This window comes from Verrucomicrobia bacterium S94 (assembly GCA_004299845.1).
In the GTDB taxonomy this organism is placed as follows: Bacteria; Verrucomicrobiota; Kiritimatiellia; order Kiritimatiellales; family Pontiellaceae; genus Pontiella.
The window spans coordinates 881388-897604 of record CP036201.1 but is presented as its reverse complement, the minus strand read 5'-3'; the positions used below and the strand labels follow the sequence as shown (position 1 = coordinate 897604).

The window sequence follows — 16217 nt, the reverse complement described above, 5'->3', positions numbered from 1 at the left end:
TTGCTTTTTTTAAAATTTCAGATCCGCTTTCAGCAAACGGTCTTTCAGCTCATTCAGCACGCGTTCATCGTCCTCCTCGCCGGCCGATTCAAACACGGCACCGAACCGGACAAACGGTCCGGTGTTATCCCACGGAACCGTGGAAATACCATAGTTTTCGATCAAAAACAGCGAGGCTTCTTCGGCGTTGGCAAATGTAACCTCGCCGGCCCCCTTCGGGGCCTTCAGATACATAAAGAAGGTGCCGCCCGGCATTTTTGCATCGAACCCGACTGCTGCAAGCACTTCCGCCATTTTTCGCAGACGTTTCGCATAGTGGTCACGAATACCGTCCGCCAGACTGACATCCGCAATACCGGCACAGGCCGCCTTCTGAATGGCGAGAAACTGGCCGCTGTCGCAGTTGTCTTTAATCGTGGCCAGCGCATTAACCGCCCATTCAGCGCCACAGAAGAAAGCAAGACGCCAGCCGGTCATATTGTAGGCTTTCGACATCGAGTGCAGTTCGAGTGCACAGTCTTTGGCTCCCGGACGCTGCAGCAGCGATGTCCGCTCGGAATCATAAACCAGCGTCGAATACGGAGCATCCTGAACAATCAGAATGTTGTGTTTTTTCGCAAAGGCAATCAGCTCATCATAGAATTCCGGCGTAGCGACGGCACCGGTCGGATTGTTCGGATAATTGATGTAAAACAGTTTACAGCGATCCGCCAGCGCCGGGTCAATCTTTTCAAGATCCGGCAGAAAAGCATTTTCTTCAAGCAGAGGAATATCGACCACTTCCGCTCCGAGATACTTGGAATGGGTAGCCATCACCGGATATCCGGGCACGGTCTGAAACACAACATCGCCCGGATTCACAAACGCCAGCGGAAGCATCGCCAGTGCCGGTTTGGTACCGATACTGTGGTTGATTTCTTTCGCCGGATCCACCTCAACACCGAAGAAGGTCTTCATATAATCGGCAGCAGCCTGCTTAAAGTCAGGACCGCCGTTATCAGCATAGCCGCGATTTTCCGGTTTATCGCACTCGACCTTCAATGCTTCTCGAATCGGTGCCGGAGCTATCTGGTCCGGTTCACCCACACCGAAATCGAGAATCTCGAGATCCGGGTGCAGCTCTCGCGCTTTCGCTTTGGCGCGTTTTATTTTTTCAAACTTATAAATTTCGGTGGATTTACCGAACTGGGTTCCACCGATACGTTCAGCAAACAGTGCTTCATAGTTCATTTTTATATCTCCTTGATTAAATTTGGTCCTTAATCGGTGTGATCAACCGATCCAGCTCACTCTCCAGATTGGCGGAATCAAACTTTCGCAGGTCCAATGACCGCGTCTTATTTTCATAAATTCCGTTCTCAATCGTCGGATTTTCCCGGTACAGCCCGATAACCAGTTTTTCACTCAGCATATCCGCAGAAAAATAAACCAGATCCACGACAAGACCGCTTCGAGTCTGATATTCCCTAGAATAAACATACTGCAGATTACGCGCATACTCACCACGGATCGTAAACTGATCCTCCGTCCGGCGGTGTTTAAACCCGCGTTTCGTCATGGCCGATTTTATGATGCCCCCGTTTCCGAGCATGAGCCCTCCTTTTTCAATAGTTGGGACTGAATGCAAAAGCGCAGATAATTGGAAATCCCTCCCTTCAGATCAAGGCTAATCGGGGAATCGATCCATTCTTTGCCGCGTCTGCCCGAAACGGCCGTTGCGCCCCGGCCGCCGCCAACCTACCCATTAGATAGTGTACGTTCTCACTCAAAACACCCAATTCCGTGAATTATTCAATTTCTGTTAAATATTAAAATAATATACATATGAACACTAAACAACGTTATGTAGATTCTCAATAAGTCGATGTTTACGTACTCATATAATTTATGATAAGGACAGCGACTCAAAAATAAGGAGAACATAAAGATGAAAAAAACAGCAACAGCCGTTGCAGTTATTTCGATGATGGCGGGGATCAGCCAGGCTACCCCGATATCGTTTGGAGATAACTTCGACGACGGAAACCTCGATGGGTGGATCCAGAAATGGACTGCGACCCAAAACAGTCTATTCAATAATGGTGGTACAACTGCCAATTTGAGTGGTCTTGCGGAAGCCAACTACCATGCATACATGGACACCGGCTTCTCACTGACAGGTTCGGAAACAGGTACAATCAGTTCTGACATTCGTCTTGAGCACACCGGTATCGCTCCAACGGCCGTTAATGAAAACTTTTTCGGTCTTTACATCACAGACAATACAGACTGGTGGGCCGGATCTTCACAATCTCATGCCATTGCCAACCGAGGCGGAGCAATCGGGAACCGTGTAAATGCCGACCCCTGGATAGAAGGCTGGGTTACATGGAACAACGTCGGCATTGACACATCGGTCGGCGGAGTGGGCAGCTGGTTCAGCATTGACTGGAACCTGAGTGTCTCCAATGGCACATACTGGGGAGAGGCCACTCTTAATCATGATACAGGTTCATATACTATGACTGCAATGGATCTAGGTATTGCCGAAGGAACCACGATTTATGCTGGTTATTCCACCGCATGGAATCCTTCAGGAACCAACATCATGACATCGGCCAGTATGAAAAGTATTGAGGTCGATAACTTCTCCGTTGAAGTGATTCCGGAACCGGCGACGCTCGGACTGGTTGCCATGTTCGGAGGAGCAGTTCTGTTTATCCGCCGACGCTTTATGATTTAGACGTCTCCTCGTCTAAGACAAACCCCGGCCTCCGCCGCTCCGGCGGAGGCTTTTTATATCTCTCTCACCTGTCGCAAATCAGCGGGCTCAGCACCGAATAATTCTGTTCCGCCAGCTGCTCGGAACCGTAAGCCGTGAAATGAACATTCCGCGGAATCATCAGCTCCTTCATCCGGGGCAATGCAAAAGCATAAAGGTCGTTAATCACAATCCCCTCCCTCTTCATCAGCTTTTTCGCCGGTTCATTGTAGGCGGACTGATCCAGAAAGATGATTGAACCGGGGCAGTCCTCAGGAATCGGTGTGGTGGTTGCGAAAACCAACTGAGCACCGGTCCGCTTTAATTCCTTAACGAAAAGCTCCAGCTGCTGAATATATTCCTCCGGAGAAAACTGAATACGGGCACCGGGTTTATCGGCATCAATCGTCTTATTCCCGGTATCCACATGCTTCATGGCATGCAGCCCCCAGTTAAACTGAATCACGTCCCAGCCGCGTTCTCCCCCTTTTGCAATATATTCATCCACTATTTTTTTCCAATCAGGATGCGGATCATTATAGGTGGTGCCGCCGGAATACACAATGGCCTCGCCGGCAAACCGGTTGCGCGTAGCGCCATAGTAGCCGCCGACAATGGAATCCCCTACAATCAGAATACGCGGCCGACCTGGATCCTGCCCCTCATTAAATGCTTCCAAAACAGCGTTGGCCACCTGTTCCGCCATCAGCTGGGCACCGAGAGGCGTCGGCAGGTTCGAGTCATACTGCACCATTTCAGACAAGCGAGTACGCGTGTAGTCGCCCAGATCATTAATCTTAACCCCGTCAGGTCCGAGCATCTGCTTAAACCGCGCACTGTAGTTCCAGTCAACAGAACCTTCATAACCCGGCATTTTTCCGCGGACCGGAGTTGTGGTGCAACCCACCAGAAAAGCCCCCGATTTCCGGAGCGCTTTAATCAGACCGGTATAAATTCCCCACGTCTCTCCGTCTTTGCCCGCGGTTTACCGTTTTCATGGAACATCAGTTCGCGACCATAGGAAAAATGAATAACGTCATACCCTTTTCCATAGACCTGCGTATTACAAAAAGCTTCCCAGTCCGGCTTCCCGGTTTTTGGAAACAGAGCAAAAGAACACTGCGCTTTATCCCCGATCAGCTTCAACAGATCCGGTTTATAGGTGAGCATAACCTCATCGCCGAGAAACAGAACTTTTTTTATTTCCTCAGCCCATGCCGTTGTCGCAGCGGCGGCAGAAGTCAGGGCCATAAAATGACGCCGGTTCATTCTATCTCCGGAATGATCTCGGCCGGGATATCCAGCTTCTTATCGTCCGCACCGAGCGCAAAATCGGTGATGACATAATCATTTTCCTTCGACCAGTTGATTTCTGCCCGCCGGTCACCCAGCACAATATTGCCGAGTTTATTCCGGAACCAGTCTGCCAGCGCCACATATTCCGGATCGTTTGCCACATTCCACCGTTCCCCCGGATCCACCCGCAGATCATAGAGCGCCATCTGAACCTCATCGCGCGGACAGTCAAGAGCCCAACGGATATTGGCACCGGGCTTCTCGCCCCACTTATCCCCAGGTTTCCCATCCTTCTTGCGTGTTTTCATGGAAAAGGCAAAATCACGCGAACGCATATACGCACGGGGGCCGACCACATGGTTCATCTCCCCGACAATATATTCGCGCTGCTCGCTCTGAACCGATCTCCACAGACTTGAACCGTCCAGATACCTAAACTCCTGCATTTTCGTTTTCAGCCCGGCGGCCTCATAAAACGTCGGCGCAAAATCGACAAACTCGACCAGATGTTCAACATGTTTTCCCTGGGGGAAAAGCCCCTTGATCGATGAAGCCGCCACAACCGCATTGTGTGTGGATTTATCCCAGGGACCGAATTTAGCTTCAATCCCCTGCTCGCCCAGGTGCCAGCTATGGTCCCCGCAGACATAAACGATAATCCAGTCGCGGCCCGCTTTTTTATTATATTTCAGAAAGGCGTCGATCGACCGGCCGATCTGCGCATCACCGTGCGCACAAAACGCATAATAGTCGCGTATCGCCTGCAGCTTTTCCTCCTGTTTCAGTTTTGAAAAATTCATTTTTTCATGAAGTTTTTTCAACTGCGCCGGTGCCCGTTCGATTTCTGCCGGATCGAATTCCGGAATTTTATAGGGGATCTCTTTTTCCTTCATTTTAAAGAGATCACGAAACTCCTTTGAAGGCAGTACCGGAGAATGCGGGAAGTGGAAGCCCAGATACACAAACTGCGGAGACTTCCTGTCCGCCTCCTTTTCCAAATATTGAATAAACGAAGTGGCGATTTCGCCATCCAGCGTTTTTTCTGCAGGCTGCGAACTTTCCCCGCCGATAATCATACCGCTCTGATCCCGGGTATAGGCCCGAAGAATATCACGCTCTTCATCAATAGCCTTACGGTTTTTCTCATCCTCGGGCAACGGCTCCCTTCCTTTGCCGCGAGAGGTGTAGTATTCTTTCGTTGTCCCATCGGGATAATAAAACCGCTCCACACGCTTTGAACCTTCTTTACTCCAGATCACCTCCGGAAAATAATCGGTTCTCCCGCTCTTCTGCAGATCATTTTTCTTTTCTACAACCACATCATACTGATCCACCGTGTTCCACGTCAGCCCGGGACCCCAGTCAAAAATATAGTATCCGTGCTTCCCGAACTGACAGGTGGTGTACCCCGCCGAACGCATCACCTGCGGAATAGTCTTTTTACTGGGGGCCGCCGCCTGATGGGCCTGCTCAAATCCATAAATCCCACAACGGAACGGATACTGCCCCGTGTGCATTGATGCCCGCGACGGCGCACAGGCCGGCGCATTGCAATAGGCCTGACTGAACAACGTTCCCCGCTTAGCCAACCGGTCAATATTCGGCGACATTACATACCCCAGCGGGCTCAGTTTTGTACCGCGAACCGCCTCGTTATAACAGGCCAGTGAATCCGGTCGCTGATCGTCTGTAACAATCCACAGAATATTCGGCTGCTGTTTTTTTTCAGCCAATGCCGCCGTAGCAAATCCGGCCGCCATCGTAGTTCCCAAAAAGCATCTTCTGTCCATTGGTCAACATCCTTTTAAAATACATTTCCACCCCGCAAGTAAGACAGTTCTTCTGGAAAACGCACATACACCTTTCAGTTAGATTCTCCTGCTTATTCTATCACAGCAGTCGCACGGTAAAAGCGGTTGCTCGTCATTGCTGTATCAGCAATTTCAACCGTGTCTCCATCCCCCGCAATGCCGTTGGTGAGAATATTCCAGCCCCCGATCAGGTTATCCGTCACTTCAACGGCATACAAACGCCCGGGACGGGTATCCAGAAAAATCCGGAAATCTCCGCCGTCCGGAACACTCACCAGCCGGAATACACTGTCCGTATCCTGCGGATCTGTTCCGGCCACAAATTCATCCCCGGCAAACGAGCCATCGGCATCACCATCTGACTCATAATCATCTGTCGTTACATCCAGCCCGTTACGGGCTTCCCACCAGTCCGGCATACCGTCAAGATCGCTGTCGGAATAAACAACCAGAATTTCAGCGGGATCCCCCACCCTGTTGCCGGAAGCCTGATCCAAAGCATTGATCGCCGATTCCGTATTTTTATCCCCGTTATAATTCACATGTCCGTCCGGATGGTCGAAGAACAGATTATCCTGAAGCGAAAAATCGGAATGATTGGCCCAGAATCCCTCGCCACCGTTTCCGGCAAAAAGACTGTTGATCACCGCCGTGGAAGGCGCACCCCATTTATCCGATTCCACACCGTCCGCACTGTTGTTCATGAGCGTACAGTCCACGAGCTCCACCGTACCGCAGTTATGCCGGATCACGCCGCGTCCGGTGACATTGGTGTTGGCCGCAATCAGACAGTTGGTCACCAGCACCGTCGTATTATCCGTATCCCACTGCATAGTAAAAAATCCACCATCCCCAGACGTTTCGTTATGAATAATCTGCGAATCCGCAATTTCCACCACCGCGCCGTCCCGGGCACCAAATGCCGCGCCTCCGGCATAATTTCCAAAAGACCGGTTTCCGGAAAACTCACAGTTTTCAAAACGGACCTGCGTCAGTCCCTGCCCGTCAACACCGTCCACGTAGGCGCCGCTGGCGCCGCCGTTGGCCGGGTTGTGGTCAACAATCCGGCAGTTGGCAATAACCACATTCGAACAGACCCCCTCAATATCAATGCCGTGCTCATAACTTCCGGTGGTTCCCGTAACCGTAAATCCATCGAAACGGAACCCCTGAACCCCTTAATGCTAACAGCGGAATAACCATCCGGCGGTGTATCAATGATAGTTGGATTTGCGATCCAGTCACGATCGTCAAGCGAAGTATCGCCGGCGGAAAATCCGCCGTAAATCTTCAGATTATGCATGCCGTAAAAAGTGAGATATTCGGGATAGTACCCCCCCGTCACCCAGATGGAATCACCGTCGTAGGCCTCATCGATCGCAGCCGGAATTGATTTTTTGGCCGCCGCCCAACTTAATCCGGAATTACTGTCATCTCCGTTCGCGCCATCGACATACCACGTGGTATCAGTTTCCGGTTTAATCCACGCACGGACATAATCCACATCATACGACGCCCCCATTTTACTGAGATTGGAATTGATCTCTACAATGTCATTCAGCCAGCTGTTGTATTCATTCCCCACCATGAGCCGCTGACCGACCGTGAAACTTCCGGTATCGCGGGTGCGGTAAAGCTCGCCGTCGATATAGATTTTACAAGTGTCTTTATCCCACTCAAATCCATAGATATGGAAATCGTCCACCATATCAAACGGAAGCGTATAATGTGCGGGATCGGCAATGGAAGTTCCGCCGTTGTCATCCACACCCTCCGGCGTCGGCGTTTTCCAGATGTGAAAATTACATGAATAATAATCCTTCCGCCCATCAACGCCGGACGGACATTCCAGCATATCGATTTCCCGGGAAAAAGAACTGCTCCCGCCGGTCAGCCACCAGGTGGTCATAATCGGAAAATCAAGTGCACGGCATCTGATCTCAAAATAACCGTACCGCCGCACGGTCGTACTCTGGAAATAGCCCGATGAAATAGAATAGTCACTTTCCGAAACAGCACTGACCTCGCCGTCTTTCCAATCGGTCGTCAATACGGCAACACCGTTCGTCAGATTGACATTGTTATATTCATGATACACCGGTTTCCGCCCACTCCAGGAAAGCGGTTCCCATTTTTCAGCATCCAGCACAGAATCGTCAAACTCATCCCACATCGGCTCATAGGCAATCCAGCCGCTCAGATTAGACGGGTCGGTATACGGATACGGTCCCCCCGCCGCCGGCGTGCTGTCAACGACAGAAAAATTATCCACATGTACTTCGGAAATTTTACCGAACGTTTCGATGCTCAACCCGGTATCATTCCCTCCGGTCGAATATCCCGCAAACAACTCCGTACCCGTTGGGATACCCAGATCCACTTCGGTGGAGGCATAGTTTATAGCATCCCCGTCGCTCAAAACCGCCTGCGCATACAGCGACCCGTTCACATCCCGGATGGTCCACTCCACCGAGAACCAGACGCTGGTATCGGCATTGGCCGTATCCACCCCCAGAGCACTGTGCGTAATCCAGCCTTCAATCCAGGGATAATCCGGAAGGCGATTGCCGACGGCTTCTCCACGCTGGGCAATATAGAACCCTTCGTTGATACCGGTATCCCAATCGGACGTCGTGGAAACCATTAAGCCGAACACATTTTTATTGAAATGATTCGTGATGCCTCCCCCCCGGCATAAACATAACGGAAATCGGAACTGACGACTGCGTATTCACCGGCTCCAATGGTAAACCCGGTCTGGTTCGGAATATGATAATTCTGCTCCACGCCTCCATCCAGAACAGCATATTCACCGTTCCTGCCGGTAAAAAGCTCCTGCTGTCCTCCGCTATCATTTTTCGGATCCCAGGAATGTCCCGAAATCGGAACGCCCGAGATATAGGAGCTGAAATCATCCGAAACGACCGCGATGGCCGACACCGTCGACCGGCCCAGAAAAAGGCACAAGGCAACTATAGTTAATACCGTTATTCTCATAGTAAAATTATTCCTTTTTCAGGTCATTATTCGATATCCACATCAATACGATAGAACCGGTTGGAGCTCAGGGCCGGGTCGATGATATCAAGCATATTTCCAGTGCCGGAAACTCCGTTGGTTAAAATCCGCCACTCTCCGGACAGTTTATCAGCTGACCAGACCGTATACGTGCGGTTGCTGGAAGACAGGAATGAAATACTGAAACCGGAGTTCTCTACTTCGGCTCCGTCAATCCGGAAACATGACGACGGATCAGACGGATCAGTACCTGCAACAAACTCGGCATAGGCATCAAATCCGTCGCCGTCATCATCCGCATTGGTCACCGCATCACTCAGGCTGAGTCCCTGCTGCAGAACCCAATCGGAATATACCGGTCCCGGCTCAACTGCCCGCACAGCTTTAATGGCATTGATTTTGGCATTGTTTACTGAAGCATAAAAATCGATATCCAGCGACCCGTCATTCACGGTAGTACTGAAAATCTGATCATGTATCACGGCACGGCCGGCTTCCGCAAACAGGTCCAGATTGCTGATTACATTTTCACCTTCAATATCCACACTGAAAACACGCCCGTTTGTGACTTCGAACCAGTTTTCCGCCATATGCAGCGTCACCGTATAATCCCCATCAGCTACCGGAATATTATACGAAAAGTCGGCGGCATAGCGTTCATTGGTATAGAGCGCATCCTCTTCGGTTCCGGAAAAACCGGAAGTGCTGTCCGTCCCCGTTGAACCGCCGGAATAATAGGTGTCGGCGATGTATACCGTACCGTCGGCGGCCGTGTATTCCGGCCCGGCACAGTTAATGGCATAGACCTGATTTTCCATCGTTTCTTCAAGCGCAGCACGAATTACAACCGAGCCGATACCGCCGGTTCCCTGATCCGGAAAGGAAACCTCAACCGTATTCACCGCCTGCAGCAAATCCGTCGGTAACGGAATCAGCTTAAGACTGCCGTATTCACTCCCGTTATCCAAGCGATCGGCGCAATCTTCCATAGGCACCTCCAGCGGCGTTCCGTTAAAAATCACCTCCAGATCATTGCTCCATCCGGAATCGCGCCCCACGGAAATACGAAGCATGGCAGATCGGGCCCGCGTATATTCAGGAACCGCCACGCTGAAGGTTCTGCTGCCGGAAAATTCCTGCCGCACCAGATCGCCATAATACGGTACCTCATCCAGAAGCATGTTTTCCGAAAAACCGGTGCTGTAGGTCATTTCAATGGCCAATGCTTCGCGCGCACCGATCTGCAGTCCGTCCAGAGACTGAACCGCCGTTTCAGTGAAGAACGGTGTAAAATCATCGTTTCGTCCGAAGCGGCGTAACGTGATCGTTTCCAGCCCGCCCGTTGGAAGATTCAGCGCCAGATTTTCTGCTTTATCGGCCAGATTATTCATCAGAATAAACAGCTTCGATCCTCTGACATAGGCCTGCGTCTGAATATCAGGATCCTCCAGCATCACGCGAACGCGCCGCCCTTCCACATTCCGGAAAAATTTAAAAAAGTTCACATAGGTCGATTCATGCCAGACCGTGCTGTTCTTATCAAAATTCTCCTTCACCAGCAATGTTGAGTAATAACGAGGGTCCCAGCTCGCCGACTCCAGGAGAATAAAAGGTACTGCTTTGCGCACCACATGCGGGTTGTTCATAAACGCCATTGTATTGGCGATGGCACTGCTGACGGCCAGATGTTCACTCACCGAGCGCCGTTTCATTTCCCATTCAAACGCCGTTCCGGAAAATGAATTGCTGGGGAAATAGGTATTGGCAATCAGGTCCAGTGCCCCTTCCTGATCGTTCGAAATATATCCCCCGTGCTCACTCAGCACCATATCCACGGTTTTTCCATGCGTAATGAGCGCATAGTTTTCCACCATGTCCAGCACCCCTTCGATGGGCAGCCCGGTGGAAACCCGCCCGACGAAATCATTCTTACTGGTATCGAAGCTCATGTAGTCGTAGATATGAAAAGAATAAAAATCGAGAGCGCAGCCGGTGTTGGCCATAAACGTATCGAGTCCGAAATTCTGATAGTTGTTTTTATAAAAATAGCCGACAGACATACAGGGACCGCCGACCGCCACATCCAGCCCCGCATCATCAACATAACGTTTCACCGCAGTATGAAGATCGGCAAAACGCTGATCCCCCAGACCCGCCAGTTCGGCTCATTCACAATTTCGTACGTTTTCGGGCGCGTCCAGTCGGTGTAACCATATTCCAGAACAGCAGCGACATATTCCGCATAGGCATTGGTATTTACGGCATGCAGATGACTGGCGCTGTCTCCATCTGCATACCAGGAATCCATAAAATCAGGAACACTTCCATACCTGTCGTGCATGGCCACATCCAGATTCGGACTGAATGAATCCATCATCCAGGCGGAACTGCCGCCATTATCGCCCGTCAGATTATTGGTTAAATAGGATATGTCCACCTGCCCGGGATTTTCCGGATCTTCGCGAACCGCACGGCTCCAGCCGGTTGTTCCATATGCCCCGCCCAGTTCACGACCGAAATTCATCCCAAGCTCTTCAACATAGTAGGCTTCCTGGACATCGTTGTTAATTCTGGCTTCAAACTTCCGGCCCGCATCACTCAGGTTGAAAAACTGCTGGCGATCCAGTTCAAGGTGACCTCCAATGGCCACGCTTACCTCCGGATCAATCAGTATATAAACCGGTTCAGATTCCTGCGGAGACTCCTCTGCCTCCTGCGTGTACACCTTCCAGTGATCCACCTGCAGCGCGACCGGAAAAGCTAAATTCCACGCCCGGAAACTCGGGCGCATAGTGCCGCCCCACGAACCGTCATCGGTCGACTGCATCCAGGCGGAAGATGTCGTTCCCAGATCAGTATCCAAAGTCACATTATACGCACTCACCGTTCCCGAGAACGTATTGCTTTCGGAGTGCCGAGTAATAACCTGTGTTATTTTGATCCAGTCGTTGGAAGCCGATGCCGGAATCTGAATTTCCGTTCCCGTCCGCCCCACCGTATAGCTGCCGTCTGCACGTGCCGAAACTTCTGCACCAATGGACGGAGTATCCGCCCCGGAATGCTGCTCGTTTTCAGCAAATCCGATTCTGAAGAGATTCAGATCCTGGAATGCCGAACGATCGCCCTGAAGACGCAGGGTGGTTTCAATTACAACCGAGTCCCCCACTTCCAACGTAAAACCGGCATAGTTCCTCGCCCGGTTATAGCTGCTGGTACAGACCATATACCCAATCCCGGAGATCTCTTCCGCAATCCATCCGGCCTGGGCGTTCATCCCTTGAATATTATTTACTGCGGTGCCGTCGACAAATCCCTCTGAGGCCGAAAATCCGATTTCCAGCACGGCACTTCCAACCATCGGAACGACCAGCATAGCCACCGTTGTCAGATTCCTGAGTATGCTCATTCTTTTCCCTCTTTGTATCCAAATATCGGAAAACCCCGCCGCAGCGGGGTTTTCCTGTATATCCAACCAAACGTTATACGCTTATTCTACTTCCACCGTAATGAAGGTCTGATCCGCTGTTACCGGAATGTAGTTTGTAACCACCGTCCAGTAATAGTTTAGATTTTCCTCCACCGAAGTATACGTTGCCGGCTCCCAGCCCAGCGTCAGGTTTTCGGTTGCCTTCAGATTATACGTAATGCCTGCATCCGGATTGCGCTGTTTAATATAGACATAAGTGAATACGTCATCACCGCTGCCTGGCTCAGTCTGTCCCGCATCAAGATTTAACTTGGGAAGTGTCCCGACATTTTCCGGATCGGTGGGATCGCCGTTATACGCATACTCCAGTTCATTAATGACTCCGTCACCGTCTGCATCCAGTTCCGGTGCAGCGTTGGTGAAGCCGTCAAACCCTTCTGCCCAGTAGTCATATGAAGGCAGTGCACCGGAGGTCTGAACCTCAAACTCGGTGATGTTACCACTGAAGACATCCTGAACCAGAAAACCGACCGCGGTGATATTCGTTAAGACGCTGGTATCCGACAGCGCCGTGCCCGGACTCAGCCGGGTGCCGGGATTGCTAATGTTGAGCTCATTCCACTCCTCATTATCCACATCCGGTGTGAGAGCTACACGCTCAGAGGGCGCAGAACCGTTTCCGCCTACAATCGGAGTCGGATTCGCGGTTACATACCAGGTGTTTCCATTCCGGATCGCAGTATACAGACCGCCATTATTACCGTTGGTCCATCCGCCCGGTCCGGTGCGCACCTTCATGTACAGTGCAGAAGTGGTGGCATCGAAAGACGCCGCCCCTTCAAAATCCAGGTCGCTCACTTCTGAATAAGCCAGCAGACGGCGAAACGGATTATAGTTCCAGATCTGCCCGCTTCCACCGAATGCAATCGAGCCGGGGCCCGAAGCCAAGGCTTCTATTTTCAGCCAGTCATTGGTTGCCACGCCGGCATCCGCCGAACCGGTCAGGGCCGGCCCCTGCAGAATTCCATAAAGCGTAGGTCCGGTGTAATTATCAACCCCCTGCGTGAAGAACGGCTGTTCCGTGCGGTCGACATAAATAATGTCTCCTTCAACTTCCCAGTTTCCGTCCATACCGAATGTCAGACTCGTGGTGGCCCAGTCATCTTCAGCGGCATGGCAGACCGGCTGCAAAGCCACGGCCTGACCGTTGGTGGATGTACTGGTGACATCCGTCGGCTCCGCATCGGCATCGAAATGCGCATACAGCGTATACGTGTTCATTTCACCGTTCCAGCGCGGTTCATCCGTATAACTTGATTCCTGATAGTTCTGAACCACAACCTCCAGTTCACTACGGGGATCAACCATTTCAATCGAGTATCCGATACATTCAAAGATCGGATCCCATTCCAGAATAACCGAACGGTCTCCGCTCACTACACTGGTGATATTCGGTACCGACGCAATCGGTTTTACATCCGCAATATGATTAATACCAACTTCATAAACTTGTACCTGAAGCAGATCCTCATTCTCAGCCTGCTTCGCTTTTGCGGAGTGTCCGAATGTAAACAGAGAAGCAACAGCATTATACATTTCCGGCATTTCTGCTGTATCGAATTCCACAGTTCCGGAATCCACAACGCCGCTCACCATATTGGACATGCTCACCCAGGCCTGATAATAACCGTCTACCCGGCTTTTACGAAGTTTCCAACGAATGCGGATCTTGTCGGTTTCATAATCGAGTCCACCGCCACCGGAATTCCAGTTATTCAGTTTCGGATTCCAGTTGGCTTCCTCTCGTGAAAGATAAGCAAGCTCCGTTGTGGTTCCGTATCCGCCAAAGATAATACCCATGTTCATACCGAAGCGTATGTAAAGATGGAATAGAGCACTGTCTGTTCCTGAAGGGTCCAGCGGAGTTACCGTATCAGACGTGAGACCGAAGTCCAGTACGCCGTTATTACCGAAAACGGCACCGTCCGGATTAGTAATCACCGAGCCGTCCACGCTGACCGAAATATCCATGTATCCTTCCACCGTATCGTCTTCGTCGTTGCGAAGCAGGCGGTCCAGATAGACAGCATTTCCTGCAGCATCGAAGTCCGCTGTAGTCGGTGTGGTATCCACATACTGGGTCCCTGCATTATCCACAACAGTAAACGCATTGCTGCCGGAACCGGAGATGGCATTCCAGTCTGCACTGTCGGCCAGATCTGAACCTGCCGTTTCAGCACTGAATGTGGTACTGATAACCGATTCGTCAATATAGATCTGCTTCGGAGTCACTGCAACTTCTGCTGACATCGCAGAGGTGCCGTTGTGATAGGCCGCAACAATCGAATAATAGTACGTCGTTTCATTCGTCAGTCCCTGATCGAGATAGGATTCCGATGTGGTCTCAATCGGCGTCACACCTGCATAGTCACCGGCAGTCTGAGTCCGGTAAATATAATAATTCGTTGCACCGGGCATAATATTCCAAGAAAGCGAAACCTCCTGGTCCAGCCCGAGAGCAGAAACACCCGCAGGAACTGCAATAACCGGATCAAGGCGCTCAACCTTAATACTTTTAACCATATTGGTAAGCCCGACGCGATTGATTCCATCAAGGAACAGATAATACGTCGATGCTTCCCAGAGACCGGCATGCTCAATCTCTGCCAGAGAGGTCGTCAGTGTACCGGTCAGGCTGTTACTCGTGGTCACCTCAACATTAAACAGATTTTCCACATGGGATTTAGTGACAGTATAGACGGTCCGGAAGTCCTCCGAACGGGTGATAACCTCGTCGGCCATATCCGTACCGGAAACAGCATCATACCCAAAGGGATTGAAGCCGCAGTCATCCAGCGCATCCAGCGCAATTGGATTCACACTCCATTGAGTCTGGTCCGGCATTACGCTGACCGTACCATCCATACGGTTTAACTCCGCTCCCCACAGGTATATATTAGGATAAATGCGGTCTGACGAGCTGCCGGTAGCGACCGTTGCATTCGTCTGCAAACCAAACGAAAACAACTGGCCATGCGCACGCTCCCCGTAAAAATTCGCCTGAACATAATGATCCATTGTGATCTGCACGCGGTCACCGACCTGGACTGTGGCACCGGCACCTGAATACAGGATATCCGATGCATCTCCGGTAATCTGAAGCTCTCCGTTGACAATGCTGTGCGTGCCGCCGGTAACCCATCCGTTTGTGCCGGCAATGGCCCCGTCGGCATAGCTGCTGAAATCAACATTTATGATTTCCTGAGCCTGTAATGAAATCGACGTCATGAGAGCACATGACGTCGATAAAAGTAGTCTTTTCATCTCATCTCTCCTTTTGATCGACCGCCCAGAACGAACACTTAACATGCAACCTAACCCCACGGTCAGGTTAACGGCCTTTTCCCGATCTTTTACAAGATAATTTTGTTCACATTCTCATGCAACCAGAAAAAGTTAATATTTAACACAAAATCCAATTATCACCGTTTTTTTCTAATATTTCCCGCATTTCAATACTGACCAAAAGAACAGGGATCAGATCATTTAACGCATAAGCAATCCCAACAACAGAGGGGTAAATATCGCTTTTTATGTTTTCTTTAACATTTCAATTTATTTGTACTTTTCACAGCCAACCCTTCGCAACTAACACCCGATCTCCAGCACTCAATACTGATTTTGATACAGCTAAGAAAACCGCACAGTTTTCACGATAAAGCGCACCTGTCCCGCCGGCCTCTCCAACATTGATGTGCAATTCAACCGGAGCACGGCTCCCGACGCTCAGATAAATATCCAACAACTCCCTTCCTTTGGTTCATCCACAGTACGATATAAGGAATACGAAAATTTTCTCTATGCCCTGACATATCGACATGGCCAAAAATAAACCCCGCCAAAATGATGGCGGGGCGATTATCCA

At 50.7% G+C, this 16217-nt stretch carries 12 protein-coding genes; 1 reads left to right on the top strand and 11 read right to left on the bottom strand.

Annotation, left to right across the window (positions count from 1 at the left end; translation table 11 throughout):
- Nucleotides 1-9: 9 nt before the first annotated feature.
- Both EGM51_03880 and EGM51_03875 read right to left on the bottom strand, forming a co-directional pair.
- On the bottom strand, nt 10-1230 hold the full coding sequence (locus tag EGM51_03880) for an aminotransferase class I/II-fold pyridoxal phosphate-dependent enzyme (protein ID QBG46576.1): 1221 nt from the start codon (nt 1228-1230) through the stop codon (nt 10-12).
- A 16-nt stretch (nt 1231-1246) separates the two neighbouring features.
- A complete protein-coding gene (locus EGM51_03875; GenBank protein ID QBG46575.1) occupies nt 1247-1591 on the bottom strand; it encodes a hypothetical protein in 345 nt (114 codons plus the stop codon).
- Between the two features lie 336 nt (nt 1592-1927).
- Between EGM51_03875 and EGM51_03870 the strand changes: the two genes are divergently transcribed.
- On the top strand, nt 1928-2722 hold the full coding sequence (locus EGM51_03870) for a PEP-CTERM sorting domain-containing protein (GenBank protein QBG46574.1): 795 nt from the start codon (nt 1928-1930) through the stop codon (nt 2720-2722).
- 64 nt (nt 2723-2786) lie between these two features.
- Here the strand turns inward: EGM51_03870 and EGM51_03865 are convergent, their stop codons facing one another.
- From EGM51_03865 to EGM51_03825, 9 genes are all read right to left on the bottom strand, one after another.
- Complete coding sequence (locus tag EGM51_03865; protein ID QBG46573.1) at nt 2787-3614, bottom strand: SGNH/GDSL hydrolase family protein; 828 nt, start codon at nt 3612-3614, stop codon at nt 2787-2789.
- A gap of 65 nt (nt 3615-3679) precedes the next feature.
- Nucleotides 3680-4009, bottom strand: a complete 330-nt coding sequence (locus tag EGM51_03860; GenBank protein ID QBG46572.1) for a hypothetical protein — start codon at nt 4007-4009, stop codon at nt 3680-3682.
- On the bottom strand, nt 4006-5796 hold the full coding sequence (locus tag EGM51_03855; GenBank protein ID QBG49237.1) for a sulfatase: 1791 nt from the start codon (nt 5794-5796) through the stop codon (nt 4006-4008). Before EGM51_03855 ends, EGM51_03860 begins: the two co-directional genes overlap by 4 nt.
- A 122-nt stretch (nt 5797-5918) precedes the next feature.
- Nucleotides 5919-6959, bottom strand: a complete 1041-nt coding sequence (locus tag EGM51_03850; GenBank protein ID QBG46571.1) for a right-handed parallel beta-helix repeat-containing protein — start codon at nt 6957-6959, stop codon at nt 5919-5921.
- Complete coding sequence (locus EGM51_03845; GenBank protein ID QBG46570.1) at nt 6839-8491, bottom strand: glycosyl hydrolase family protein; 1653 nt, start codon at nt 8489-8491, stop codon at nt 6839-6841. Before EGM51_03845 ends, EGM51_03850 begins: the two co-directional genes overlap by 121 nt.
- Nucleotides 8491-8844 carry a hypothetical protein gene (locus tag EGM51_03840; GenBank protein QBG46569.1) on the bottom strand — a complete coding sequence of 118 codons (354 nt, stop codon included), beginning with the start codon at nt 8842-8844 and terminating at the stop codon, nt 8491-8493. The genes EGM51_03845 and EGM51_03840 overlap by 1 nt, the downstream gene beginning before the upstream one ends.
- 26 nt (nt 8845-8870) lie before the next feature.
- Nucleotides 8871-10979: a hypothetical protein gene (locus EGM51_03835; GenBank protein QBG46568.1), complete on the bottom strand. Its 2109-nt coding sequence runs from the start codon at nt 10977-10979 to the stop codon at nt 8871-8873.
- Entirely contained in the window at nt 10976-12271 is a 1296-nt protein-coding gene (locus EGM51_03830; protein ID QBG46567.1) for a hypothetical protein, read from the bottom strand. Before EGM51_03830 ends, EGM51_03835 begins: the two co-directional genes overlap by 4 nt.
- 81 nt (nt 12272-12352) lie before the next feature.
- Entirely contained in the window at nt 12353-15616 is a 3264-nt protein-coding gene (locus EGM51_03825; protein ID QBG46566.1) for a fibronectin type III domain-containing protein, read from the bottom strand.
- Nucleotides 15617-16217 lie beyond the last annotated feature (601 nt).